Origin of the sequence: Paenibacillus sp. GCM10027627 (assembly GCF_042675505.1) — a bacterium.
Taxonomy (GTDB): Bacteria; Bacillota; Bacilli; order Paenibacillales; family Paenibacillaceae; genus Pristimantibacillus.
In genome coordinates, this window is sequence record NZ_JBHTHB010000002.1 from 451,166 (window position 1) to 474,820 (window position 23,655).

Here is a 23,655-nt window from a genome sequence, read left to right on the forward strand (position 1 = left end):
CTACTCTCATCATGACAGATGACTATTATTTACATATTAACGAAATGTAAAGCTACGGTAAATTTAAAATCGTCTGATCGTAAATCCATCGCCGCTTTTCATCTTTTTTTCCAGCCACTGTAACACGATATGACGGAAGATGGGTCTGGTGATAGGCAGAAGCAAGGCTAGGCCAAGCAAATCGCTAAAAAATCCCGGTATAAGCAGCAGCAGCCCGCCTAGCAGCACGCATAATCCATCAATAAGCGCTCGTCCCGGCATTTGACCGACCTGCATTTGCCGCTGGGCTTCGAGCCACACCTTGCGTCCTTCCAAGCGAGCAAAATAAGCTCCGGCAAAACCTGTGCCGATTAAAATAAAAAACGTATTCCAGCCGCCAATCCAATCCCCCATTTGCAAAATACCCCAAAGCTCCACAACAGGAACAATCAAAAACAGAGCAAGCAGCCATTTATACATCTTATTCCCCCCTATCAGGTTGAATGAACCTTAAAACCGGCAAAACCCCATCATTTATTTCCCTTTAATAATGGAATAGAGATCCGGCATCGATTTGCTGAGCCTGGCAGGCTGCCAATCTTGATTGACCCAAACGTGACTTGTGCCGCCCTCTACAAGCAGCTCACCAGGCAATAATTCGCCATAAGCAATTTCCGCTCCCGCAAATTCCGCTTCGTTCACCTTGCGAACTTGCGATTGAAACGAAACGCGCAGTGGCGAGCTATCCGAAATACGAGTACAGACAAGGACTAAATCATCATATTTGGCTGGAGCTACAAATCGGCATTGCAAATCGACAACGGGAAGGAGCATTCCCTTTTCCTCAATCGATTTATAATCGTAGCCGGCGGCTCTAATCCATTCTGTACGTCCAATTTCGAACCAAGTTACATAGTTTCCATGAAAAACAACACCCATTTGATCCGTTTCCTGATATCTTACCCGAATCGGGTGCAGCCGCCATACATGATCCACCGGCATCCCGTCTCCCCATCCTTTATGCAGATGTAACAAAAAGCGACGGTGAATTCACCATCGCTTTTTGACTTGTTCATTGTTTTTTATTAAAACACTTTGGATTGGCCGGAATAAATAAATCCGGTTTCCGCATAAATGGTAACTTCCATTCCATCCTTCAAGGAATCGGTCGCGCCGCTCACTCCAAGGATAACAGGGATGCTGAGGTTCAGGCCGCAAACAGCCGCATGGCTTGTAATGCCGCCTTGCTCTGTAATAACCGCTCCAGCTTTTTCAAATGCTGGCATATATTCTTTGTCAGTAGAGATCGCAACAAGAATATCGCCTTTTTGAACTTTGGCAATCGCCTCTTCAGGAGTACGGGCAACAACCAGCTTGCCAGTAACCGTTTGGCTGCCGATGCCTTGTCCTTTGGCCAGCAGTTCGCCAATGTGGTGAATCTTCATCAGGTTTGTTGTGCCGGCAAAGCCAACTGGAACGCCTGCTGTAATGACAACCGTGTCGCCAAGGCTTAGAAGGCCTGTTCCCATTGCGCCTTTTACCGCATTTTCAAACATTTGGTCCGTTGTGTCAGCGTCTTCGCCTTTAACCGGGATAACGCCCCAGCCAAGTGCCAGACGTCTCATCACTCTTTCGTCAGTCGTTACAGCGATGATTGTAGCTTTAGGACGGTATTTAGATACCATACGAGCCGTAAATCCGCTTTGCGTTGCTGTGACGATTGCTTTTGCATTCAGATCAAGCGCAGAGTTGGCAACCGCTTGGCTGATCGCTTCCGTCACGGATGTTTGCTGAGCATTGGCTTGTTTTGTGAAAATTTCACGGTATTCAAGCGCGCTTTCCGCACGCTCTGCAATACGGGACATCGTTTGAACGGATTCAACCGGATATTTGCCGGCAGCCGTTTCGCCGGAAAGCATGATCGCATCCGTGCCGTCAAAAATCGCGTTGGCTACGTCGCTCGCTTCCGCGCGTGTAGGACGCGGGTTGCGCTGCATGGAATCCAGCATTTGTGTAGCTGTAATAACCGGCTTGCCTGCGCGGTTACACTTTTTGATCATCATTTTTTGAACGAGCGGAACTTCCTCCGCCGGAATTTCTACGCCAAGGTCGCCACGGGCAACCATAAGACCGTCGGACACTTCCAAAATTTCATCCAAGTTGTCAACGCCTTCTTGGTTTTCAATTTTGGAGATGATTTGGATATGGCCTGCATTGTGTTTCTCAAGCAGCTCGCGAATTTCAAGCACGTCGCTTGCTTTACGTACGAAAGAAGCAGCGATGAAATCAACGCCTTGCTCGATGCCGAAAACAATGTCGTTAGCGTCTTTTTCCGTGATGCCCGGCAAAGAAATTTTGACGCCCGGCACGTTAACGCCTTTTTTGCTTTTGATCGGTCCGCTGTTCACGATGCGGCAATGTACTTCCGTTCCTTCGATCGCTTCAACAGTAAGTCCGATCAAACCGTCGTCGATCAGTACAGTGGAGCCCACCGACAAATCGTTCGGAAGATTGTTGTACGTAACTGGGATGCGGCTGCGATCGCCCAAAATTTCTTCGGTTGTCAGCGTAATCGCATCGCCCTGAACCAGCTCAATCGGCTCTTCCTTCAGTTTTCCTAAGCGAATCTCAGGACCTTTCGTATCAAGCAGGATGGCTACAGATGTTCCAAGCTCGGTGTTAGCCAGCCTGATGTTTTTGATCCGGTTGCCGTGCTCCTCGAAGTCGCCGTGCGAGAAGTTCAGACGGCCGACGTTCATGCCGGCTTGGATAAGCTTTTTAGTGTTTTCCAGAGATTCGCTGGAAGGTCCGATTGTACAAACGATCTTAGTTTTACGCATGTTATTGTTTCCTCCGTTTAGTGCACTTAATGTCTATTTAGAATATAAATACACGTAATCTTGCAGCTTGCCCCGCAAGATTACGATTGTATACTTCGTTACTGCAAAGTAGAAGCCGTTTCTTGACCAACGTTCGGAACATTTTGCGCCGCTGCCTTATCAGCAGCTAGGCTAGCTTGTTCAGCTGCTTCGCTGTTCTCTGCCGCTTCCAGCTCGGCCATTTGGAAATAGCCCACTTTGCGGAATTTTTGGTAGCGGTCTTCAATCAATTCGCTTGCGCTCATTCCCCGCAGCTGCTGAAGATGCTTCCACAAGCTTTCTTTGATGCGCTCCGATTGGAACTCAAGGTCGCGATGAGCGCCGCCTTGCGGCTCCTCGATAATGTCTTCGATAATGCCGAATTCCAGCAAATCTTTGGCCGTAATTTTCATCGCTTCCGCCGCCTGATCGGCTCTTGAAGCATCCTTCCACAGGATGGAAGCCGCGCCGTTTGGCGAAATCGCGGAATAAATGGCGTTCTCCAGCATAAGGACGCGGTTGCCAACGCCAAGCGCAAGCGCTCCGCCGCTGCCGCCTTCCCCGATTACTACGCATATGATAGGCACGCCGAAACCGGCCATCTCCCGCAGGTTGCGCGCAATCGCTTCCGATTGGCCGCGCTCCTCAGCAGTATTGCCCGGATAAGCGCCCTTTGTATCAATAAACGTAATAATGGGACGGTTAAACTTGTTTGCCTGCTGCATGAACCGCAGCGCTTTTCGGAAACCTTCCGGATGAGGGCTGCCGAAAAAACGGGCGATGTTGTCGCGCGTATCTTTGCCGCGCTGATGGCCGATTACCGTTACCGGCACTCCATTCAGCTTGGCTAGACCGCCTACAATCGCCAAGTCGTCGGCAAACAGCCGATCCCCGTGCAGCTCCATAAAATCGGTAAATACTTCGCCGATAAAATCAAGAGAAGTCGGGCGCTGGTGATGTCTTGCCAAATGCATCTTCTGTGCTGGCGTCAGCTCGCTGTACAGCTCTTCCTCAAGTTGCTTGCAACGCTCTTCCAGCCGCAAAATTTCTTCGGAAAAATCGATGCCTTTGCCAACGCTAAGGCTCTTCAGCTCCTTAATCTTTTGGCGCAATTCGTTAATCGGCTTCTCAAAAGGCAGTTCATTCGGCATCGAACGATTCCTCCTTCACGCAGTGCATGTCAAGCAGCTTGGTCAATGTCGTCTTCATATCCTTGCGGTGAACGACTTTATCCAGTTGTCCGTGCTGCAAGTTGAACTCAGCCGTTTGGAAATTGTCTGGAAGCTTCTGGCGAATGGTCTGTTCGATTACGATACGTCCGGCAAAACCGATAAGCGCACCGGGCTCGGCCAAATTGTAGTCGCCAAGACTCGCGAAACTGGCGGAAACGCCGCCAGTCGTCGGGTCTGTAAAGACCGAGATGTAAAGGCCGCCAGCGCCTTGAAACTTAGCAAGCGCCGCGCTTGTTTTCGCCATTTGCATCAAGCTAAGAATACTCTCCTGCATACGCGCTCCGCTGGATGTTGAAAATATAATGAGCGGAAGCTGTTTCTCGTGAGCCGCTTCAATCGCCCTCGTTATTTTCTCTCCTGCAACGGAACCCATACTTCCCGTAAAAAAATCGAAGCTCATGAACGCTACGACTACGGGAAATCCGCCGATTTTGCCTTCGCCCGTCACAACGGAATCACGCATATTCGACTTTGCTTTCTGAGCTTCCAGCTTTTTGGCGTAGCCTGGGAAGGAAAGCGGATCGACCGATTCCATTGCGGCGTCGTATTCAGTCAAACGCCCGTCATCAAGCGTCATTGCGATGCGTTCCCACGCATTTAACCGGCAATGATGCCCACAAGACGAGCATACCTTCAAATTTTTCTCCAATTCTTTGCTGTACTGAATGGTGCCGCACTTGGAGCACTTATTCATCAAGCCTTCCGGGATGTCGCGCTTAGGGCGCTCCGATGCCGAAGGAATTGTGGCGTATTTTTTTTTCGAAAATAGGTCCTTTATTTGCACGTATGTGACACCTCTCAAGGCGCAATAATAAGAGCCAGTCGTCAAGAGCGGAACATGGAGTTGAATACTTCCTGCACTTCCTCCAATTCACCTGACGGAACCAGAATCTCATATTGCTGTTTAGACAGATTGACGGGCCGGATCTTAATGAGAAAACCTTCTTCCGTAAGCCGTTTCTTGATGTTTTCTGCCATTTTTGCTGTTGGTGCGATATAGATTACCGTCCACATCATGGTACCTCCTGAAAACCTCGCGTTAGCAAAGCTAACCTGTCAAGCTTAAACGGCTGCGTCCTGCTTAAGGCGCAGCCCCCGTTTCGCGGTCAATCCCGCAAAAAGGCCATATGATGTCACAATGATAACATAGTTATGGCGTTTCCGGCAAATGATATTGGACAGCCTTCGGGTCGCCATGGGCGATGCGCGCAGATGCGGCGGCGGCGAGACCGGCTACCAGATCGTCTAAAAACACATGAATCTTTTCGCCTTTTACGTTAAGCTGCCGGATTATTCCCGGCTTCATTTTATCCAAATAGCCAAAGCTGGTCATGCCAATTGTTCCGTATACGTTCGTAATGCCAAGCGCCAGCGTTTCGTCGACACCGTACAGCGATTCATCCGTTTCCATAATGGATTGCAGCGGCTCCGGCAGCAGCTTTTTCTCCGCCAGCTCGTCGAGCGCTATGCCCGTATAAAAAGCGTATTGCACTTCGCGTTTCCCCAGCACCGTTCTGACGCTTTCCAAACATTCTTCGATCTTCAGCTCATCATTATAAGGCCGCTGCAACGAAAAAACAATTTCCGCAACTTCTTCGACCGTTACCCCACGCTTCGCCAGCAAATTCTCTATTCCGTTCACGGCCATCATTCCTCTCGGGCTGCTTGTATCTCTATGCATATGCTCGAACAAGCCATTATGTGCATAAAAATCAAACCCCCAATGAGCGGAGAGCGAATGGGAAAAAGGAATGCTGGTCTTAACGGATGACAGCCGTACCGGGGCCAAGCAAACCCTCGACCGCCCCCATTAATTCCCGGTTTGGAGAGACCAGATAGTCGCCGCTAAGCGCCATCATCTTGCCCTCCCTCTCGTAAAACAATGCCGACTCTAGCTGTCCCGGATAAGAGAGAAGAAGCCTTTTTAAAGCGTTCAGCACTTCGGCGGTTTCATTCGCTTCCGTAATTTTCATATACAGCCTCTGCTTCTTGACGGCCCGCTCTCCCGTCCCTCCCGTCTTCGGAGAAGAAGGAGAACCGATCCGGCTGGCAGCCCCCCGCTCTGCGGATGGGTCCAAACCGCTCATCGTCTGGGGCCTAGCATCAGCGTTTCCACGAGCCGCGGGAGCAGGGGCAGGCTCCGCCACAGCGGGCTTGCCCCCGCCAAACCGCGCTGCACGCGATTTTGCACTTTGCCGCAGCCGCCTTGCCTGGGCCGTTAATTGCTCAGGCGATACCCCGTCAAGCGGAATCACATCCTCCACAATGAGCTTGTAATCGTCCTCCTGCTGCTGAACTGTAGCCAACATCATGACGATCCCATCTTTCGCGAGCTTCGAGCCGATTCGCTTCCAGACAGCGGGGAACACGACGCCCTCCACCCTCATGATCCTATCTTCCACTTCTATAAAGCCCATCGCATTTCCTTTTTTATTCGTAAACGGCTTAAGACCCGCAATCATGACGCTGACGATCGCCGCCGTGCCATCCTCCGCTCCAAGCAAGTCGACCAGCCGGTCAAGCTCCAGCTCATCCAAAAGCGGCGCGACCGTATCAAGCGGGTGCCCGGACAAATACATCCCGAGCAGCTCCCTCTCGAATTCCAACATTTGGCCCGTCGTATAAGGGGCAACGTCGGGGAGCGCCACATCCCAGTTTTGCACCTCTTCAAAACCAAACATCTCAATCTGCAGCTCTTCGCGCTCCTTCTTCCATTTGACAGCCGTATCAACCGTTTCCTCCAGCGCCGCGAGCTGCTGCGAGCGATGTCCTTGCAAGGAATCGCATGCTCCCGACTGAATTAAAGACTCCAGCACCCGCTTGTTGGCAACGCGAAGGTCAACGCGCTTGCACAGATCGAGCAAGCTGTCAAAAGGCCGCTCGCCCCGCTCTTTCAAAATAGCCTCGATCGCTTGCGAGCCCACGTTTTTAATAGAGGCGAGTCCAAAGCGGACCGCACCCTCCACCGGTGTAAACGAGACGCTGCTTTCATTGACGTCGGGCGGCAAAACCTGAATCCCCATTCTGCGGCACTCGTCGGCATATTCCGCCGTTTTTCGCATATTGCCCGTTACCGAAGCCAGCATCGATGCCATAAAAGGAACGGGATAATGGGCCTTCAGCCAAGCCGTCTGAAACGCAAGCACGCCGTAGGCGGCCGCATGAGCGCGCGGAAAGCCGTAATCCGCAAACCTGACGATCATATCGTAAACTCGGTTCGCATCCTCCGCTCCGTACCCTTGCGCCAAGCTTCCTTTTACAAAATGGGCCCGTTCCTCATCCAGCACCTCGCGCTTCTTTTTGGAAACGGCTCTTCGCAGCAAATCCGCTTCGCCAAGCGAAAAACCGGCCATCAGCGACGCAATTTGCATAATTTGCTCTTGGTACACAATGATCCCATACGTATCGGCCAAGATCGGCTCCAAGGAGGAATGCGGATACTGCACAGGAATCGTGCCGTGTTTGCCTCCGATATATTTCGGAATAAACTCCATCGGACCCGGACGATACAGCGCAAGCACCGATACGATATCTTCAAACGAGGAAGGCTTCATATCCTTCAGCACTTTGCGCACGCCCGCCGACTCCAATTGAAAAATGCCCGTCGTATCTCCTTTGCCAAGCATCGCATACGTACCCGGATCGGAGTCGCTTATTTGGCGGAAATCAATTTCGTTGCCGAACAACTCCTTCACCCATCCTAGCGTCCTCTCCAAAATCGAAAGCGTTCGAAGGCCTAGAAAGTCCATTTTGAGCAAGCCTACGGCTTCCAAATGCTCCATAGAATATTGCGTAAGCGGAATTCCTTCGCTTCCTCCCTGAAGAGGGACGTAATGGGTGAGCGGCTCTTGCGAAATGACGACGCCGGCAGCATGCGTGGAGGCATGTCTCGGCATACCTTCGACTTTTATCGCCATTCTCAGCATTTCATCGGTTTTCGGACTGCGCTCTGCCGCTTGCCTGAGCTCCTCGCTGCTTTGCAGCGCATGTTCAAGCGTAATGCCGAGCTGATGCGGAATGAGCTTGGCCGCCCGGTCTACCTCTTGAAATGGCACATTTTGCGCCCTGCCGACGTCGCGAACCGCCGCTTTGGCCGCCATTGTGCCGAACGTAATGATTTGCGCGACATGCTCTTCGCCATATTTGGCGGAAACGTAAGCGATGACCTCATCCCTGCGCTCGTCGTTAAAGTCGATATCGATATCCGGCATCGAAATTCTTTCGGGATTGAGAAACCGTTCGAACAACAGCTTATATTTCAGCGGGTCCACATCCGTAATCCGCAGCGCATAGGCAACGAGGCTGCCCGCAGAAGAGCCCCTTCCGGGCCCGGTACGGATGCCTTGCTCGTGAGCGAAGCGAATAAAATCCCAGACGATTAAAAAGTAATCGCTGAAGCCCATATTTTCAATGACGGAAAGCTCATAGGCGAGCCGGCTCTCCGCTTTGCTTCGAAAATCGGAGCCGTCGTTCCACTCCGGCATCCCCGCATAGCGGGCAACAAGTCCTTCCCTGCATAATTCGGCCAAATAGCTGGACGACGTTACGCCGGCCGGAACCGGACGGAAGGTCGGCAGCGCCGCGCGTCCCAGTACCAGCTCCAGGTTGCATTTGTTCGCAATTTCAACCGTATTTGCAATGGCATCCGGCACATGCCGGAACAATCCGGTCATTTCTTCCCCGCTCTTCAAATAGAGCTGATCCGTCATGATCCGCATTCGGTCCTCATCCTGGAGCGATTTGCCCGTTCCGATGCAAATAAGCACTTCTTGAACCGCCGCATCTTCCGCTTGCACATAGTGGACATCGTTGGTCGCGGCGAGCTTAATGCCGGTTTCCTGCGCCAGCTCTATCATCGCCGCAGCCACTTTCTTTTGATCCAGCATGCCATGGTCTTGAAGCTCCAAATAAAAATCGTCTCCGAAAATGTCGCGGTACCTAAGTGCGGCTTCCCTCGCTTCCTCTCTTCGATCATGCAGCAAATGCTGGGATACCTCGCCTTTTAAGCACGAGCTTAAACAAATCAGCCCCTCCGAATAGGCCGCGAGAGACTCCATATCGACACGGGGCTTATAATGGAACCCCTCCAAATGAGCAATCGAGCATAGCTTCATCAAATTGCGGTAACCGGTCTCATTTTTGGCGAGCACGATCAAATGATAGGTCGGATTTTCTTTGCGCGTCCCTTTTTCAAATCGCGAGCCTGCCGTCAAATAAAGCTCGCAGCCAATTATCGGCTTAATGCCTTGCGCCTTGCACGCCCGGTAAAAAGGAATGGCTCCGTACATGACGCCATGGTCCGTCAGCGCCAGCGCTTCCATCCCCAGCTCCGCCGCCCTTGCCGTTAAATCTTTGATGCGGGCTGCGCCGTCTAGCAAGCTGTATTCGCTATGGGCATGCAAATGCACAAACGCCGTTTGGGTACCTCCAGTGGCAATCATCGTCATTCCCCCTTTTCCTCCTGTTATCGTTTGCCTCTTAAAGTTATGCCTATTTTATCATAATCGGATTGGACACGCCCATAGAATGGGAGTAAGCATTCGCGTTTCGAAATGGAGGCATCTGGCATGACCTATTTTTTAACAAAAGCGGGACTTGATTTTTTTATTGCGTTTGGCGTCGTTATGGGCGGTTCCATGCTTGCGGGAGTCGGGGGCGTGTTTATGCTCATGCCGCCTGCCACCGTTATGGTCGATACGGCACTCCGGCTGAAAATATGGGCGATTGTCGCGGCGATTGGCGGATCGATCGATCCCGTAAAAGTCATTGAAAGCAACATAACGGCAGGACAGCTCTCGCCGGTTGCCCAGCAACTCTGTTTTATTATGTTTGCCTTTTTGGGAGCGCATGTCGCTACGGAGCTGATCAAGCTTATTTGCAAAGGAGCCCTGTAGCCTATGCGTTTGCCGCCGTTTGACAGATATATGAGAGGACTTGCGATGCTGGGCTCGTTTTTGCTGGGGGCCATCGTAGGCGCGATTGCGCTGAATACGTTGTTCATCGCACAATTTGAGGCGGTGTACCATACCAAAAACGAGCTTGAGGTGAAGCTTGAGCAATACGAGCAAGATATTCGCGGCCTAAACCAGTACCGCAATCAGCATACGGTCATCAAAAGCATCAAGCTCAAACTGGCCGACGACGGCAAAACGGGAAACCGCCCCGTTCTCGACAAAGTAACGGAAGCCGAGTTGCTCAAACGAGTAAAAGAAGACTTGTCGATTTTTCTCGGGCAAAGTATTTATGAAATCGATGCCAACGCCAAATTCGCCCGCAGGCTGCTGGAAAAAAAGGTGTATTCGGACGTGAACGGCAAAGACTATTCCATCGAGCTGAAAACGGTGCTGCTAGCCGACAATGTTTTGCAAATTTGGATGTCTGCCCGCTTGCTGGCGAAACCCCCGGCTTCTTGAAGCATAATGTTGCGGAATCTGTTACAATAGAGGACGATTCAGTAGAGAACGGTTCTGTAGAAAACGATTCCGTCAGAACTAAAGGAGATGCTAACCCCAAATGGAACAGCTTATGCAATGGGTGCTGTACCCCGGCATTATGATTACGCTGGCGCTGTCAGCTTATTTCAGCTTCAAATCGCGCCGGGTCGCCGACCCTCGGCAAAGAGGGATGTCGACGGCGCGCATGAATATGAGCATGGGAGTCATGCTTATGTTTATCGCCGCTGTGCAGCTTTTTTTATCGAATGAATCGACTTTGCGCATCGTCATTGGCGCTGTCTTCTTGGTACTCGGCGTGTTCAACCTGTTCGCAGGCTTACGAAACCTTAGCGCCTACCGCAACTGGCAGCAAACAGAAAGCCGTCGCCCTTAGGGCCGCGGCTTTTATTGTTGATACGTTACTCAATAGAAAAAGCCGCAGCCCAAAAGGCCGCAGCTTTATTAATAGGGATCGATCATTTGGGCCGTCAACATCGCCTTGGCGGCCAGTCCTTGGCCGTCGAGCACCTCGATCTCCAGCTTCGAAAACTTCCGGCTCAGCTCCAGCGCTTTGGGCTTTATCGTAATTTCGCTGTCGATCTGGACAGGCCTCACGTAATAAGAGGTCATGCTTTCCAGCAGAAAATCGCGTTTCCCCGTATCTCTAATCATCCTTCTAGCGGCCTGCGCCATAAGCGTCGTAAGCAAACCTTCCGACGCCATTCCAAGCGCCCCTGACATTTGCGGGGTAATGGTGCCCTTGTAGCTGATTCCCGCGTCATCCGTGCCGTTTTCTTCGGATTGCATGAAACCCGTCCACATCAAATCCTCAAACGTTTCGCCAGATTCCGGCTGCTTGCCGGCAAATCTCATCGCATCGAGCACTTCCTGCCGGGTTACGACTCCAAGCAGCTTCCTGTGCCGGTCGACAATAGGAAGCAGGTCGATTCCTTCGGCAGCCATCGTATGAGCCGCGGAAGTAACGGTAATGTTAGGAGCTGCCGTAATCGGCTGTCTCGACATGACCCTGTCAACCGAAATGTCCTCTACCGATCCAATGGCATCCTTCGCGGTCATCATGCCGATGACTCTTCTTCTGTCGTCCACGACGGGAAATCGGGAATAGCCCGTTTCCTGCGACAGCTTGTTGTAATCGGCAACCGTAGAACCGTTGCGCAGCACATCCGCCGGACGGCTGAACGTCACAATATCTTCGATTAGCATAATTTTCCGCTTGATGAGACGGTCGTACATCGCTCGATTGATCATCGATGCAACGGTAAACGTATCGTGCCTGGAAGACAAGAGCGGCAAAGAAAGCTCGTCCGCGAGCTGAATGACTTCCGCACTCGGCTCAAACCCGCCCGTTATAAGGACACCCGCACCTTGCTCCAGCGCGCACCGATGTGCGCTTACTCTGTTGCCTACGATGAGCAAGCTTCCTTGATCGATATACCGGAGCATTGCGTCTAGCTCCATAGCGCCAATGACAAATTTGTGAAGAAACTTTTCGAGCCCCTCTTCCCCGCCAAAAAGCCGCCCATCTACAATTTGCGCCACTTCTCCGAACGAAAGCTGATCCAGCGCATCCCGCCGTTTCCGGTCGATCCGAACCGTTCCGATTCGCTCTTTCGTGCTGACAAGCCCTGACGCCTCGGCTTCCTTAAACGCCTTGTAGACCGTTCCCTCACTGACGCTAAGCGCCTTCGCAATCGCTCTAACCGATATTTTAGTTCCTATTTTCAAGCTTTTGATATGCTGTAAAATTTGTTCATGCTTCGTACTTGTTTCGTTGCCCGAATCGCGTGTGGTAGCCAATCGTTATCACTCCCTGTATCCATACATTATAGGAGATTGGCAATTAAATAACACTACCAGTTCAACTCCACTTGTACGACCTTCAGGTTGGCATCGACCGGCTCGCCGTCTTCGCCCTTCAGCTTCCACTTTTTGAACAGGCTGCCAATCGTGCTCGTATTCATAGCGCTGGACGCTCCATCGATAATAAATTGCTGCCAATCATAATCGATCGGAACGCGATAACGCTGTTTGAGAATGGGATAGTTGTGAAATTCTATGACTTGTGCGGGGATGGCCTTCACAATAGTTGAAAATAAAAACGATCCGCTCTCACTGTAAGGTCGTTCTATGGGGTCCGATTTCAGCTGCATTAAATATTCTACCGTCTGGGTGTGCGCATTGACGCCGCAACTGAACGACCCTCTTGCCGTTGCGGTCTTGTTATGTCGGTGAGAGTAGCGATAAGTAAAGGATATCAAGAATGACACATTGCAATAATACGCACGGACCTTTCTATAAAATTCAAACTCCTCCACAAGCATCCTTACCTCTCCCTGCTCCTTCATCATTTATTCCACCATTCTAACACAATTGTAATAATTATGTTAATTATAATAAAACATCCACCTATTAGTAAATGACTATAGTCGTTATTTCATATACATCCTATATAACGTTGTTGCACCGCCTGCAAAACTCTATCGTTAGGCTGAGGTGACTTTCGTGAGAGACATTGGTCGTTTAATCGGAGAAAATATCCGCGCGCTGCGAAAATCAAAGGGTCTTAGCCAAGAACAGCTGGCGCTGCGGGCCGACATTAATGCATCCTATATGGGACAAGTCGAACGAGGAGAGAAAAATCCAACGATCGACGTTCTGAGCAAAATAGCCGCCGCGCTGCAAACGCCGCTGGAGAAAATCGTAAACGTGCAAGGCGAGACATCTTCCGTGGGCGCCGAGGAGGCTGCCCGCTACGCGGACAAAATCGCCAGCCAAATGACGGGGCTGAGCATCAAGGAGCAAGAAGCGGTCTACAAATTCGTTAAGCAGCTCGTACAGTTCAAAGAACTGGAGTAGGGCGCTCCATCCCGGCGCGTCCCCTAATATTCTGCGGGAAGTCATCAGAGTGACATGCAATTTCGCTTTCGAGCCGCTCGGCACCCGCAGCTATACCCCGATTCCGCATACGTTACCCCCGACTTCTCTCATTATCAGCGTCTAAAAACGGTGTTCGTTAACGGGATTTTCGGCAAAAAAAGAAGGCCAGATCGACCTTCCTTTTCCTTCAAATTATGGAATTTAAATCATCAAATTCCTTATCCATATGAATCTCAAAACCCTTTTTAAATCGTCCCTGAACAAAAATACAGTTTATTCCAAATTAATCACTGTAATCATTGGTGTTTCGCTTCAAATCTTTACTATATTACGCTCTTTCCTTTTTCCGTCTATCACGTTCCTCCCGTTTCGCCAAACGGGCTTCAAGCGCGCGCTCCCATTGCCGCGCTTTTTCTTTTTTTATCCGTGCAAGCTCATTCCGTTTGGATTCGCTCATAAACAACAGAATGTTTACATTGGCGGCAATTATAATGGCCGTAAAAGCGAGCCATACATACCAGAACAGGTCGGAGCCAGGCACCGAACCTCCCTCTTCCAACCTCGTCAGCGCATAAAACAGCATCCCCGAAGCCAGTATCAAATAGAGCACATGACGCGCTTTTCCTGCCGGCTTATTGTTTCTCGCCACTCACCTCAACCCCTTCATCTGAAAGACTTGTCCCTTTGCTATCATCCTATGAAAACAATAGGTTCTATATGACTAGCCATCATAAAAGGCTAAAGTCCCCGCAGTGAAAGGGGCAATCACAATCCGATAGGCCCCCTCATATGATGAATTAATTCGTGTAAAACACCTATAGGCCTCATACATTCGACTGCAATTCCTCCTCTAGTTTGGAAGGAGAATATCCATGCTCAGAACGAAAGTCGCCATAAAGGTGATCAGCCCCGAAACGCTGCCGGAGGATACGATTATGCTCGGCGAAGCTTACGTGCGCCAATGGAAAATTCCAAGGGGCCAGCATGTGCTTCTTAAGTTTGGCGCTTACCGCCGGCATTTGAAAATTATCCCCTCCCCTAAAGTGGACGGCATGCGCATCAGCGAAACGCTTGCGGCAAGAATGGGACTGCCAGCGGAAGGACGGCTGCCTATGCAGCTCCGCCTTCACTTCAAAGCAAGCACCGGAACACTTGCGCTGGGACCGCTAATCGGCGTTCTGGTCAGCCGCGACTACCCGGGTACGCCGGATAAGCCGTTTGGCTCCATCACCATGTTTTGCCGCGAGCTCGTGGAAGCCTGCAAAGTGCAAGGCGCTTTTGTCTACTTTTTCACGCCAGGCGCTCTGGATGGAAATACGGATGAAGTGCTCGCTTGGACTTATGCCGAAGGATGGAAACAAAGCTTGATGCCCGCACCGGATATCGTGAACAATCGGCTGACGACGCGAAAGTTGGAAAACAGCCCGAGAGTCCAGCACTTTTTGAAAGAAACGAAGCTAAAGTACGCCACCATCGCCTTTAACGAAAAGTTTTTGGATAAGGCGGAAGTGTTTGAAGCTCTAAAAAAAGATGCCAGCCTTGAGCGTTATTTGCCGGAATCTCATTCCTTGCGCAACTTCGCGACGCTTCGAAACATGTGCACCAGGTACAGCAACGTGTTTTTAAAGCCAATCAGAGGCAGCCTTGGCAAAGGCATTATCCGCATCTCCAATTTGGAGGGCGAGAGCTATCAAGCGCTGTATGCGACGCCAGCCGGAACGAGAAAGCAGACGTATCCCAATCTAACGAGGCTCTACACTACGCTTTCTGTCAAAATGAAATCCGTCCGCTACCAAATTCAGCAAGGGCTTCAGCTCATCGAAATTCAAAAAAGGCCCGTCGATTTCCGGGCGCTTGTTCAAAAAAACGGAGCAGGGGAATGGGTGATCACCTCCATTGTCGCCCGTACGGCGGGCAGCCAGCATTTTGTATCCAATTTGGCAAGGGGCGGCACGCTCAGTACGGTTAGCGCGGCCGTCGCCAAAAGCAACATGAGCGGCGGCATAAGCAGGCTAGACACTGCCGGACGCCTCCGCAACGCCGCACTGAATATTGCTAAAGGCATAGACACGCATATTCCCGCCCACTTTGGCGAGCTTGGCATTGATCTTGCGCTGGATACAAGCGGAAAAGTATGGCTGCTTGAAGTCAATTCCAAGCCATCCAAGAACGACAACACTCCTTTAAATGAAGGGAAAATTAGGCCGTCCGTCCGCATGATGATTCAATATGCCCGCTTTCTGTCGGGCTTCTAAAAAGGAGGGTGAGCGATGCCGTTATATGCCGCCAAATTCGGAATCATGACCGGCCCTCTCCGCTTGCCCGCTACAGGCGAGGGCGGTGCGGCTATCCCTCCGGAGCCCCGCTTGTGCCGCAGTCTTCTTCAAAAAGCGGAGTCGTTAGCCGTTGACGCCTATGTGTTCACGCCAAAAGACTATAATCCGCAAAGCGGCGAGCTGCTAGGCTGGCGTCTCCATCTTGGACACTGGCATCGGCAAGCGGTGCCGCTGCCGGATGTGGTGTACAATCGGTGCTTTTTTCATACCATTAGCGACCGAAGAGAAGCAGCCGCCACTCTATCTTCCATTTATGCACGCAAAGCACATCAATTTTTAAATAGCACGCTCCCCTCCAAAATCGCCGTTTACGAGCATCTTTTGGAAGACCATGCTCTATCGCCGTTTTTGCCGCCCACATCCCGTTACACGTTTGAAACGTTGAAGAAGAAGCTACGGGAGTCTAGCGCCAAATGGATTCTCAAGCCAGCTTCCGGCATGCAGGGGAGAGGCATTGTTCAAATCGAGAGAAGTCCTTGGGACCGCTCCGTTTCCGTTAAAGGCCGCACCAGGCAAAATCGCTGCTTCGCCCGCAATCTGGAGTCCGAATCGGAGCTGCAAGCATGGCTTAGCGCCTTTATAAACGGCTCGCCCTTCCTCCTCCAGCCTTATCTAGATTTAGGTACGGCCGATCATCGGCCTTACGATATACGAGTTTTGCTGCAAAAAGACGACAGCGGCAAATGGCAGCGTACAGGAAGCGCCGCACGCATCGGTCCGAGCGGATCGCTCACTTCCAATCTTCACGGCGGCGGCAGCGCGCTTAGGGCTAATGAGCTGCTCGCCAATCATTTTGGCAAAACGGAAGCGGGTCGCTTGCTTGAACACATTTATGCCGTAAGCGAACGTGCCGCCGTACGGCTTGAACAAGGCTTTGGCCGATTCGGCGAGCTGGCATTCGACTTCGGCGTTGAGCCGGATGGCCGATTCTGGCTGCTGGAAGCAAACGCCAAGCCGGGCAGAGAGGTGTTCCGGCTAACCTGCGATCATCATGCACAGCTTCTTTCCATTGAGAGGCCACTGCGCTACTCCGTTTATTTAACGAACCGAATATTACCGACCTTTATCGCCCGAGATTCTGCAACAGGCCCCAAAGGGCCGAAAAGGGAAACGATCCCGAATCGGCCGAGGTCTTTAAACGTTCAGGAGGTTCATCGATGAGTTTGACAACTTGTAACGTACACTTCTCACAGCAGTCCGATAAAATCGTATATTTGTCCAGACCGCTCTACAAGCAGCTCAAGCTTTCCGGCAAAAGGTCGATTCACCTCAAGCTGGGCAACGAAGCCATTACCGCAGCCGTTAGGCCGCTGAGACGCACCGGCAACCATCTGTATTTGTCCGCAGGCATTCGCCATTTAATTAAAGTGCCGAAATCGGGCAACGTCTATTTGCTTAGCACCGGGGAAAACGAATTTAAGCTGGGTCCGCTGGTCGGCATTTTGACCGATACGATTCGTCCCGCCGAGAGCTATCCTTTTGGCTCCAGATCCGGCTTTATCAAACAAGTGATCCGAACGGGCGACCGGAAGGCGTATATGTTTGGATTTACCCCAACCGACATCAATTGGCAGCAGGAAACGGTCAACGGCTACTTTTTGAACGCTCAAGGCGCTTGGTACCGGAAAGTCGTACCGCTACCAGACGTCGTATACAACCGGCTCCCCAACCGCAAAGCGGAAACGTCCCCGTTTATCAGCTCAGTCAGAGAACGTTTTGTCAAAAAGCATATTCCGCTGTTCAACTGGAGCTTCTTAAACAAAGCCGATGTCTACAAGCTGCTCGACAACGATCCCGAGGCGCTGGCGCATCTGCCCGAATCCGTCCCAAATCCGTCCCCGGCCAAAATAAAGGAAATGCTGGAAAAGCATAAATTCGTTTATTTCAAGCCAGGCGGAGGAAGTCTTGGCATCGGCATTTACCGCCTTACCCATCATCCGAGCCGAGGCTACTTCGTTCGGTACCGCAAAGGCAACCAAAACGTACTCGTCCGTTATAGCAATTTCCAAAACATGATGAGAATGCTGCAAGCTAGACACGGCAGCCGTCTAAGCCAATATGTCATTCAACAAGGCATTCGGCTCGTCGAAATCGACAAATGCCAGCTTGACTTCCGCTTCCATATGCACAAAAACGGCAGCAACCAATGGATTGCGGCTGGCATCGGAGCCAAAAAAGCAGGAAAAGGCAGCGTCACGACCCATGTCAAAAGCGGCGGTTCCCTCATGACGCCGGAGCAAGCGCTTAGCCGCACGTTTGGAAGCGAAGCCGGCGCCATATTGGAGAAGGCGAAGCGGGTGGCCGTCAAGCTGTCCGAAGCGATCGAAAGAAACTATCCCCATCGGCTCGGAGAGCTGGGTCTCGATATCGGCATCGATACATCCGGGGATATTTGGATGTTCGAGGCCAACGCCAAACCTGGGCGCTCCATCTTTAAACATCCATCGCTCCGGTCTGAAGGCAAAGCGTCCGTTTCGTATATTTTCGAACATTGCTTATATTTAAGCCGCTTTAAGGAGGGGAACAGCATATGAGCCTTGTTCCTGATGAGAAGCCTCGGGCAACGACGTCGACTTCGGCAAAGACGGTGCTGGCCATATTGACCGTCGACGATCCCGGCGGCGACTTCCGCGGCAACCGAACCAATTTTGCGGACCTGATCCGCACGGGGCAATCGATGGGGTTTCTCGTCTATGTGCTGACCGTCAACCATTTGCAGATCTCTCGCAAAAGGCTTAAAGGATATGTCTACCAGAAGGAAACGAGCAGCTGGCAGCAAGAGCTGTTCCCCTTTCCCGACATTATTTACAACCGGATTCCGCTGCGCGAAGACGAAATACAACCGCATGTGCGGCAAAAAATTAACGCTTGCCGTAAAAATCCGCGCGTCACTTTGTTCAACCCTTCCTTCTTCAACAAATGGAATCTGTTTGAGTGGCTCAGAAGCTCCAGTACGACAAGACCTTTTATTCCGACGACCAGAAAGCTTATGACGGTGAGCGGGCTTGAACGACTTATGCGCAAGCACACCTATCTCTATTTAAAGCCGGAAAGCGGAAAAGCCGGGAAAGGCATTATGACCGTCAAAGTGCATGGAGAAAAAACGCTCCCCTACCGGCTAAAAATTCAAGAAAAAAAAACGAGCTCCACTTATAGCTGCGCTTCCTTGCAAAAGCTGTGGACCCGCATCCAGAAGCAAAGCGGCGGAGCTGCATATATCGCGCAACAAGGCATTCAGCTCGCAGCCATTAACGAAAGACGTTTCGATCTGAGGGCGCTTGTGCAAAAAAACAAAAGAGGCGTCTGGGAAGTAACGGGACTTGGGGCGCGCCTGGCTGGAGCTACCAGCATTACGACCCATGTGCCGCGAGGCGGCCGTATCGAGGACCCAGAGAAGCTGCTGACCTACTCCTTCGGCCCCGATCAAGCGGGGAAATTGCTGCAAAAAGCGAGGCTGACCGCCGTGCTGATCGCCAAACAAATCGAGCGGGCGTCCCGCCAGCGGCTCGGTGAAATGTCCATGGATCTTGGCGTTGATCATAATGGGAATCTGTGGTTTTTTGAAGCTAATTCCAAACCGATGAAATTTGATGAGCCTCATATCCGTCAAAAATCTTTGGAGCGAATTTTCCATTACGGCGCGTATCTGGCAAGAAAAAAAATGAATCAGGCGGGAGGCGCTTAATGTGGAGCTGCTGCTGCATACACCTGAAATATGGTTGAAGGAGCGACGGAGGCTTCTCGGCTTTGTAATCCGGTTCGGGGAAAAGCGAATTACGATAGCCTCCCTCCATGCGCTTCGCACGCTGGACCCGGCATGGCTGGCTGTAGATGAAAGCGGCTTTAGCAAAGCGACCGTCGTCATTGCAAAACGGGGCGGCCGAGTCGTCGGACTTGGCTTTGCCGCCGACGGCGGCGACGGGGGCTGCCTGATCGTCGTGCATCCCGGCGAGAGACGGAACGGAACGGGCAGCGCCATTATGAAAGCGATGATGAATGCGCTCGGCAAGCTCGCATGCCATGTCGCAGCCGACAACATTCCAAGCATGGCGCTTTGCTTCGGCCTTGGGATGAAAGCCGTGTCGATTCATAAAGGGCCAACGGGCAAGTCGACGCTCCGTTTTGAAAGGGGAATTCAGCATGACGCAGCCCGTGCTGGGCATCTTGACGCTTTATCTCAATGACGCCGGCCTGCTCGAAGAGCGGGATTACTATAGAAGAATGACGGAGGAAGGCGAAAAGCTGGGGCTGAACGTCATCGTTTTTACACCTCAAGACGTCAACTATAAACAAAATCGGATATATGCGCTTTATTACGATGCCGAATCCAGACAATGGAAACGCAAGTGGACGTCGTTTCCCCATCTCATTTTCGATCGATGCCGAATCCAGCAGTCCAGACGGTACGAACAACTGCTGAAATTCAGATCCCGCTATAGCGACCAAACCTACTTAAACCGCCCGCTCCGCAACAAATGGGCCATCCACTCCATTTTGTCAAAAGACGATAGATTTAGCCCCTATTTGCCCAAAACGCGGTATATCGAAAGTACGGACGACATCAAGGAGATGCTCCGCTCTCACTCTCTGCTTTATTTGAAGCCGATTAACGGCACAGGGGGCCGCGGCATTTTGCGTATTGAAAGAAATGAGGACGGAACGCTGCTTGTCGAAGGGCGGGACCAATTGCGGCGAATCGTGAAGCCAAAACGGATCAGCGAGCAGCGGCTAGGCGTTTATTTGTCCAGTTGGGCTTTGAAGGAAAAACGATATATCGCCCAGCAAGGCATTCAGCTTAAGCTGCGCAGCGGAAGAGTCCATGATTATCGGCTTCTGGTGCAAAAGGACGGGAGCGGCCAGTGGCAAGTGACGGGATGTGCCGGAAGAATAGGCGCGCCAAAAAGCATTACAGCCAATTTGCACGGGGGCGGGCGCGCCGTGAAAATGGATGCGCTGCTGAGGGAATGGATCGGCGATGAGGACAAAATCGCGTATATTAAAGAAGACGTCGAACGGTTCGGCGTCAATGTCGCGCGATATTTAGAGCTTTGTTATGACGCCTTATGCGAGCTTGCCATCGATATCGCCATCGATAAAAAGGGAAAAATATGGATGATTGAAGTGAATCCGAAGCCTGCAAGAGAAGTGTTTAACCGGGCCGGCGAGCCGGCTGTGTACCGCAATGCGATCGTAAGACCGCTGGAATATGCGCTTTGGACCTATAAGGAGCAACTGCAAAAAAAGGTTCAGAAGCCGCCGCTTAAAAAAGTAAAAGGAAGAAGGGGAACGGATTGATATCCGCTCCCCTTTTTTATGGACGACTTAAAACGGATCCATGGCGAGCGTATCTATTTTTTCTCCCGTTACATCTACACCCATTCTTTGGGTAATGTCGAGGTAATGGCCGGCGCGACGCTTGACGGGACTGCCGTCAACAAAGCCCAGATTCGCCTCAAGACCATTAAGCACGAGAATAGAAACGCCAAATCCTGGCTTACGGAGACCTTTACCGATTTGCTCTTTAGTCGGCTTCCATTTGTTGATCATAACGTCGTGGGCGGACGGTTTCGGATTTTGCGGCGTCATCCAGAACAAAATAGCGGTCATGTATCCGATCTTTCCGTCTTCGGCCAATATTTCCGGTTTGGCGAGCAGCACGCTTTTGTCCCCGTAAATAATGGAGCTGAACAAGCCGTAGTTGAAATTCCAGCTCATCATAATGGGGCCTCTGCCGTAATACCGCTTGCCCTCTACTCCCGGATAAAGCGCCGCGCTGTTCTCGTCCACAAAAGTCGATTTGTTGGCTCCGGTTCGGCCTGCTATGTTTTCGTTCCAGAACAATCCCCATTTCAGCTCGCCGCCCGGTGCGGTTGACCAGCCTCCGCCGGTTTCATGCGCCAGATTCGCCAGAAATGCCGCCAGCTCACGCTTGCGATCCTTTTTAAAACCTTCTTTCAAGAAGGTGCCGAAATCAATGATAACGTTTACAATTTCCTTTTTCTTATTTTCTGCCGAATTAAAATCATCCGTGCGGCTCACAAGCGTTTCAATTCTGGCGTCTTTATCCAGTCTGTACACCTCTTGCACGTTGGGACTGCCTTTGCGAGAGCTTACTTTAAGCTTGATGTTGGCCGCTTCCGTAACGGCATCGATCAAATTTTGATACGAGAAATAGTCCTTTTGATTTTCTTTGAAATACTCTTTTCCTTTGGCTACCGCATACCACTGGGGGGAACCAAGGCGATACGGGAACAGCTCTGCAAAATCCTTTTCGGTGAGCAGGCTCTTCACCGCTTCAACCGCTTTGTCCGGCTTGTATTCCGGGTCGATGCCATCCCACTCCCGCCCTATTTCCTTCCGGGTCAGAAACCGATTTTCCCCGACCGTCAGCTTGCTTCCTTCATACACAGGCGTCGCTTTGCTTTCCTTAACCGCGGAAGCGCTTGCATTTCCACCCGCGCCAACACTTGCCGCATTGCCCGCCGACGCGCTAAGCGGCGTAATAAGCAGCGCCGCACCTAGCGAAACGCTAACGGCGCGATACAGCATCTTGCGGGATAACAGCTTATTCCATTCTGTCATGAACCATTCTCCTTTGTACCGATTTGGATTACCTCACCAATATATGTATACAATTTTCCTTTGTATATAGAACGAATTCCCTGCTCAAAAGGAATTAGCCGCTTCGAACCGATTTATTTTTCAAACGGTGTACTAAGCCTTAATGGCCTCCTTTTTGGGCGGTGCTGTCGAATCGATGGCCTTTCGCCGAATTCCCCCCTTTCGAAGGAACTAAAGCTTCTTCATCCACTTTTCCACATTCGGGGCAAAAAAAATAACTGTCGAACCGTTCTCGACAGTTATATTCAAATTATTTTTAGTACAAGTTCAGCAAAGACTTGAAATCGTGAATGTGAACATCCGCGCCTTCAAGCTCCGAGTCCCGTCCGTATTGGGCATATGCGCAAGCAATGGCTTTAAGCCCGTTCGATTTGCCCGCTTCCACATCGGATGAGCGGTCACCGACCATCCAAGCGTCTCCGGCTTGCAAGCCGTGATCGTTCATCAGCTTTGCAACCAAATCTACTTTGCTTGCCGTTTCAAATTCCCCTGCACTGTACAAGCCTTCAAACAGTGGAGCTATCTCTTTATGCAGAGCAACGCCTTTAACGTAATCTTCAAGCCCGTTGCTTGCTACAAACAGCTTAATTCCGTCCGCGTGGAGAGCTTCTAGCGTCTCTTTTACATGCGGGTATAGTTGGCCTTCTCCCGCCACCAAACCTTCCAGTTCGTATTGCAGAAGCAGCACGTCCGCCCGCTGGCGAGCTGCTTCGGAAGCGCCCGGCATCACTTGTTTCCAAAGATCATCCAAAATCATGCCTAAACTTGCAAGCATCTTATCTACCGGCGGAGTTTCCGCCAAGTAGAGCCCTTCTTCCCTCAGCGTCTTGAACACTCTTTCATGAACGTTTACCAACAAAGTGTCCGTCTCGAACAAAGTACCGTCCATGTCGAAAATAACAGCCTTCGGCCGTCCGATCTTCCCCGTAGTCATGTTGCGGTCATCCCTTTCAAGAAGATGTACCTATCATATCGAATGGTGCTCCGAGCCGCAACCCCGCCTTATTTCTCCCCCCATGCATGCAGGATCGACAGGGCCATAGCATAAATAGCGACATAGACGGCGCTGAGCTGAAATAAAGGGTTAAGCAATACGCGATGCACTTCCGTCATAAAAACGGTGCCGTGAAGCAGTGTCCCCGTTACTGCATCTCCCGCCAAAATCAAAAACAGAAACAAAGCTGCGGAGGACAGCCAGGCGAAAAGCCGTTCAGCCGTTTTGGACCGCCGAATGGCAACAACCGCAAGCAAAGAGGTCAGCAACAAGCCGCATCCGATTCCAAGCTTCAATAACATG

24 protein-coding genes are annotated in these 23,655 nt (G+C 51.2%); 10 read left to right on the top strand and 14 right to left on the bottom strand.

Translation table 11 applies throughout. The features are described from left to right. Window positions 1-63 precede the first annotated feature (63 nt). The 8 genes from ACFQZE_RS10065 to ACFQZE_RS10100 form a co-directional block, all read right to left on the bottom strand. Window positions 64-459, bottom strand: a complete 396-nt coding sequence (locus tag ACFQZE_RS10065) for an FxsA family protein (protein ID WP_379356357.1) — start codon at window positions 457-459, stop codon at window positions 64-66. A 54-nt stretch (window positions 460-513) separates the two neighbouring features. Further along, on the bottom strand, window positions 514-981 hold the full coding sequence (locus ACFQZE_RS10070; RefSeq protein WP_379356359.1) for an acyl-CoA thioesterase: 468 nt from the start codon (window positions 979-981) through the stop codon (window positions 514-516). An 83-nt stretch (window positions 982-1,064) separates the two neighbouring features. Further along, the gene (pyk, locus tag ACFQZE_RS10075; RefSeq protein WP_379356361.1) at window positions 1,065-2,819 is read right to left on the bottom strand and encodes a pyruvate kinase; all 1,755 of its coding nucleotides are present in this window, start codon (window positions 2,817-2,819) and stop codon (window positions 1,065-1,067) included. A 98-nt stretch (window positions 2,820-2,917) separates the two neighbouring features. After that, window positions 2,918-3,988 carry an acetyl-CoA carboxylase carboxyltransferase subunit alpha gene (locus tag ACFQZE_RS10080; RefSeq protein WP_379356363.1) on the bottom strand — a complete coding sequence of 357 codons (1,071 nt, stop codon included), beginning with the start codon at window positions 3,986-3,988 and terminating at the stop codon, window positions 2,918-2,920. Then, entirely contained in the window at window positions 3,978-4,853 is an 876-nt protein-coding gene (accD, locus tag ACFQZE_RS10085) for an acetyl-CoA carboxylase, carboxyltransferase subunit beta (protein ID WP_379356365.1), read from the bottom strand. The genes ACFQZE_RS10080 and accD overlap by 11 nt, the downstream gene beginning before the upstream one ends. Before the next feature lie 41 nt (window positions 4,854-4,894). Then, window positions 4,895-5,083: a glutamate decarboxylase gene (locus ACFQZE_RS10090; RefSeq protein WP_379357016.1), complete on the bottom strand. Its 189-nt coding sequence runs from the start codon at window positions 5,081-5,083 to the stop codon at window positions 4,895-4,897. Between the two features lie 136 nt (window positions 5,084-5,219). Beyond that, window positions 5,220-5,717 carry a phosphatidylglycerophosphatase A family protein gene (locus tag ACFQZE_RS10095; protein WP_379357018.1) on the bottom strand — a complete coding sequence of 166 codons (498 nt, stop codon included), beginning with the start codon at window positions 5,715-5,717 and terminating at the stop codon, window positions 5,220-5,222. Window positions 5,718-5,829: 112 nt separating this feature from the next. Next, window positions 5,830-9,516 carry a DNA polymerase III subunit alpha gene (locus tag ACFQZE_RS10100; RefSeq protein ID WP_379356367.1) on the bottom strand — a complete coding sequence of 1,229 codons (3,687 nt, stop codon included), beginning with the start codon at window positions 9,514-9,516 and terminating at the stop codon, window positions 5,830-5,832. Between the two features lie 120 nt (window positions 9,517-9,636). Between ACFQZE_RS10100 and ACFQZE_RS10105 the strand changes: the two genes are divergently transcribed. The 3 genes from ACFQZE_RS10105 (at window position 9,637) to ACFQZE_RS10115 (ending at window position 10,897) form a co-directional block, all read left to right on the top strand. Then, window positions 9,637-9,963: a YtrH family sporulation protein gene (locus ACFQZE_RS10105; protein WP_379356369.1), complete on the top strand. Its 327-nt coding sequence runs from the start codon at window positions 9,637-9,639 to the stop codon at window positions 9,961-9,963. A gap of 3 nt (window positions 9,964-9,966) precedes the next feature. After that, window positions 9,967-10,482: a sporulation membrane protein YtrI gene (locus ACFQZE_RS10110; RefSeq protein ID WP_379356371.1), complete on the top strand. Its 516-nt coding sequence runs from the start codon at window positions 9,967-9,969 to the stop codon at window positions 10,480-10,482. A 100-nt stretch (window positions 10,483-10,582) separates the two neighbouring features. Beyond that, window positions 10,583-10,897, top strand: a complete 315-nt coding sequence (locus ACFQZE_RS10115) for a YtpI family protein (RefSeq protein ID WP_379356373.1) — start codon at window positions 10,583-10,585, stop codon at window positions 10,895-10,897. A 68-nt stretch (window positions 10,898-10,965) separates the two neighbouring features. Here the strand turns inward: ACFQZE_RS10115 and ACFQZE_RS10120 are convergent, their stop codons facing one another. Both ACFQZE_RS10120 and ACFQZE_RS10125 read right to left on the bottom strand, forming a co-directional pair. After that, complete coding sequence (locus tag ACFQZE_RS10120; RefSeq protein ID WP_379356375.1) at window positions 10,966-12,321, bottom strand: DRTGG domain-containing protein; 1,356 nt, start codon at window positions 12,319-12,321, stop codon at window positions 10,966-10,968. A 53-nt stretch (window positions 12,322-12,374) separates the two neighbouring features. After that, window positions 12,375-12,872 carry a hypothetical protein gene (locus tag ACFQZE_RS10125; RefSeq protein WP_379356377.1) on the bottom strand — a complete coding sequence of 166 codons (498 nt, stop codon included), beginning with the start codon at window positions 12,870-12,872 and terminating at the stop codon, window positions 12,375-12,377. A gap of 154 nt (window positions 12,873-13,026) precedes the next feature. Here ACFQZE_RS10125 and ACFQZE_RS10130 point away from each other — a divergent pair, with 154 nt between their 5' ends. Further along, window positions 13,027-13,380: a helix-turn-helix domain-containing protein gene (locus ACFQZE_RS10130; RefSeq protein WP_379356379.1), complete on the top strand. Its 354-nt coding sequence runs from the start codon at window positions 13,027-13,029 to the stop codon at window positions 13,378-13,380. A 349-nt stretch (window positions 13,381-13,729) separates the two neighbouring features. On the opposite strand, the gene ACFQZE_RS10135 is transcribed toward ACFQZE_RS10130, so the two are convergent. Further along, the gene (locus tag ACFQZE_RS10135) at window positions 13,730-14,050 is read right to left on the bottom strand and encodes a hypothetical protein (protein ID WP_379356381.1); all 321 of its coding nucleotides are present in this window, start codon (window positions 14,048-14,050) and stop codon (window positions 13,730-13,732) included. 223 nt (window positions 14,051-14,273) lie between these two features. Here ACFQZE_RS10135 and ACFQZE_RS10140 point away from each other — a divergent pair, with 223 nt between their 5' ends. The 6 genes from ACFQZE_RS10140 to ACFQZE_RS10165 are packed head-to-tail and all read left to right on the top strand — an operon-like array spanning window position 14,274 to window position 21,032. Next, window positions 14,274-15,656 carry a YheC/YheD family endospore coat-associated protein gene (locus tag ACFQZE_RS10140; RefSeq protein ID WP_379356383.1) on the top strand — a complete coding sequence of 461 codons (1,383 nt, stop codon included), beginning with the start codon at window positions 14,274-14,276 and terminating at the stop codon, window positions 15,654-15,656. Window positions 15,657-15,671: 15 nt separating this feature from the next. Beyond that, on the top strand, window positions 15,672-16,898 hold the full coding sequence (locus ACFQZE_RS10145; RefSeq protein WP_379356385.1) for a YheC/YheD family endospore coat-associated protein: 1,227 nt from the start codon (window positions 15,672-15,674) through the stop codon (window positions 16,896-16,898). After that, entirely contained in the window at window positions 16,895-18,271 is a 1,377-nt protein-coding gene (locus ACFQZE_RS10150) for a YheC/YheD family endospore coat-associated protein (protein WP_379356387.1), read from the top strand. Before ACFQZE_RS10145 ends, ACFQZE_RS10150 begins: the two co-directional genes overlap by 4 nt. Further along, window positions 18,268-19,422 carry a YheC/YheD family endospore coat-associated protein gene (locus tag ACFQZE_RS10155; protein WP_379356389.1) on the top strand — a complete coding sequence of 385 codons (1,155 nt, stop codon included), beginning with the start codon at window positions 18,268-18,270 and terminating at the stop codon, window positions 19,420-19,422. Before ACFQZE_RS10150 ends, ACFQZE_RS10155 begins: the two co-directional genes overlap by 4 nt. Before the next feature lies 1 nt (window position 19,423). Continuing rightward, window positions 19,424-19,921 carry a GNAT family N-acetyltransferase gene (locus ACFQZE_RS10160; RefSeq protein ID WP_379356391.1) on the top strand — a complete coding sequence of 166 codons (498 nt, stop codon included), beginning with the start codon at window positions 19,424-19,426 and terminating at the stop codon, window positions 19,919-19,921. Next, entirely contained in the window at window positions 19,878-21,032 is a 1,155-nt protein-coding gene (locus ACFQZE_RS10165; protein WP_379356393.1) for a YheC/YheD family endospore coat-associated protein, read from the top strand. Before ACFQZE_RS10160 ends, ACFQZE_RS10165 begins: the two co-directional genes overlap by 44 nt. A 27-nt stretch (window positions 21,033-21,059) precedes the next feature. Here the strand turns inward: ACFQZE_RS10165 and ACFQZE_RS10170 are convergent, their stop codons facing one another. The 3 genes from ACFQZE_RS10170 to ACFQZE_RS10180 all read right to left on the bottom strand — a co-directional run bounded on the left by ACFQZE_RS10170 (window position 21,060) and on the right by ACFQZE_RS10180 (window position 23,654). Further along, on the bottom strand, window positions 21,060-22,319 hold the full coding sequence (locus tag ACFQZE_RS10170; protein WP_379356395.1) for a chitinase: 1,260 nt from the start codon (window positions 22,317-22,319) through the stop codon (window positions 21,060-21,062). 295 nt (window positions 22,320-22,614) lie between these two features. Then, window positions 22,615-23,292: an HAD family hydrolase gene (locus ACFQZE_RS10175; protein ID WP_379356397.1), complete on the bottom strand. Its 678-nt coding sequence runs from the start codon at window positions 23,290-23,292 to the stop codon at window positions 22,615-22,617. Window positions 23,293-23,360: 68 nt separating this feature from the next. Beyond that, on the bottom strand, window positions 23,361-23,654 hold the full coding sequence (locus ACFQZE_RS10180) for a hypothetical protein (RefSeq protein WP_379356399.1): 294 nt from the start codon (window positions 23,652-23,654) through the stop codon (window positions 23,361-23,363). Window position 23,655 lies beyond the last annotated feature (1 nt).

Coding starts and splice junctions, on each gene's coding strand:
- ACFQZE_RS10065 (WP_379356357.1), bottom strand. CDS start 459: ATGTATAAATGGCTGCTTGCTCTGTTTTTGATTGTTCCTGTTGTGGAG.
- ACFQZE_RS10070 (WP_379356359.1), bottom strand. CDS start 981: ATGCCGGTGGATCATGTATGGCGGCTGCACCCGATTCGGGTAAGATAT.
- pyk (WP_379356361.1), bottom strand. CDS start 2,819: ATGCGTAAAACTAAGATCGTTTGTACAATCGGACCTTCCAGCGAATCT.
- ACFQZE_RS10080 (WP_379356363.1), bottom strand. CDS start 3,988: ATGCCGAATGAACTGCCTTTTGAGAAGCCGATTAACGAATTGCGCCAA.
- ACFQZE_RS10090 (WP_379357016.1), bottom strand. CDS start 5,083: ATGTGGACGGTAATCTATATCGCACCAACAGCAAAAATGGCAGAAAAC.
- ACFQZE_RS10095 (WP_379357018.1), bottom strand. CDS start 5,717: ATGGCCGTGAACGGAATAGAGAATTTGCTGGCGAAGCGTGGGGTAACG.
- ACFQZE_RS10100 (WP_379356367.1), bottom strand. CDS start 9,516: ATGACGATGATTGCCACTGGAGGTACCCAAACGGCGTTTGTGCATTTG.
- ACFQZE_RS10105 (WP_379356369.1), top strand. CDS start 9,637: ATGACCTATTTTTTAACAAAAGCGGGACTTGATTTTTTTATTGCGTTT.
- ACFQZE_RS10110 (WP_379356371.1), top strand. CDS start 9,967: ATGCGTTTGCCGCCGTTTGACAGATATATGAGAGGACTTGCGATGCTG.
- ACFQZE_RS10115 (WP_379356373.1), top strand. CDS start 10,583: ATGGAACAGCTTATGCAATGGGTGCTGTACCCCGGCATTATGATTACG.
- ACFQZE_RS10125 (WP_379356377.1), bottom strand. CDS start 12,872: ATGATGAAGGAGCAGGGAGAGGTAAGGATGCTTGTGGAGGAGTTTGAA.
- ACFQZE_RS10140 (WP_379356383.1), top strand. CDS start 14,274: ATGCTCAGAACGAAAGTCGCCATAAAGGTGATCAGCCCCGAAACGCTG.
- ACFQZE_RS10145 (WP_379356385.1), top strand. CDS start 15,672: ATGCCGTTATATGCCGCCAAATTCGGAATCATGACCGGCCCTCTCCGC.
- ACFQZE_RS10150 (WP_379356387.1), top strand. CDS start 16,895: ATGAGTTTGACAACTTGTAACGTACACTTCTCACAGCAGTCCGATAAA.
- ACFQZE_RS10155 (WP_379356389.1), top strand. CDS start 18,268: ATGAGCCTTGTTCCTGATGAGAAGCCTCGGGCAACGACGTCGACTTCG.
- ACFQZE_RS10165 (WP_379356393.1), top strand. CDS start 19,878: ATGACGCAGCCCGTGCTGGGCATCTTGACGCTTTATCTCAATGACGCC.
- ACFQZE_RS10170 (WP_379356395.1), bottom strand. CDS start 22,319: ATGACAGAATGGAATAAGCTGTTATCCCGCAAGATGCTGTATCGCGCC.
- ACFQZE_RS10175 (WP_379356397.1), bottom strand. CDS start 23,292: ATGACTACGGGGAAGATCGGACGGCCGAAGGCTGTTATTTTCGACATG.
- ACFQZE_RS10180 (WP_379356399.1), bottom strand. CDS start 23,654: ATGTTATTGAAGCTTGGAATCGGATGCGGCTTGTTGCTGACCTCTTTG.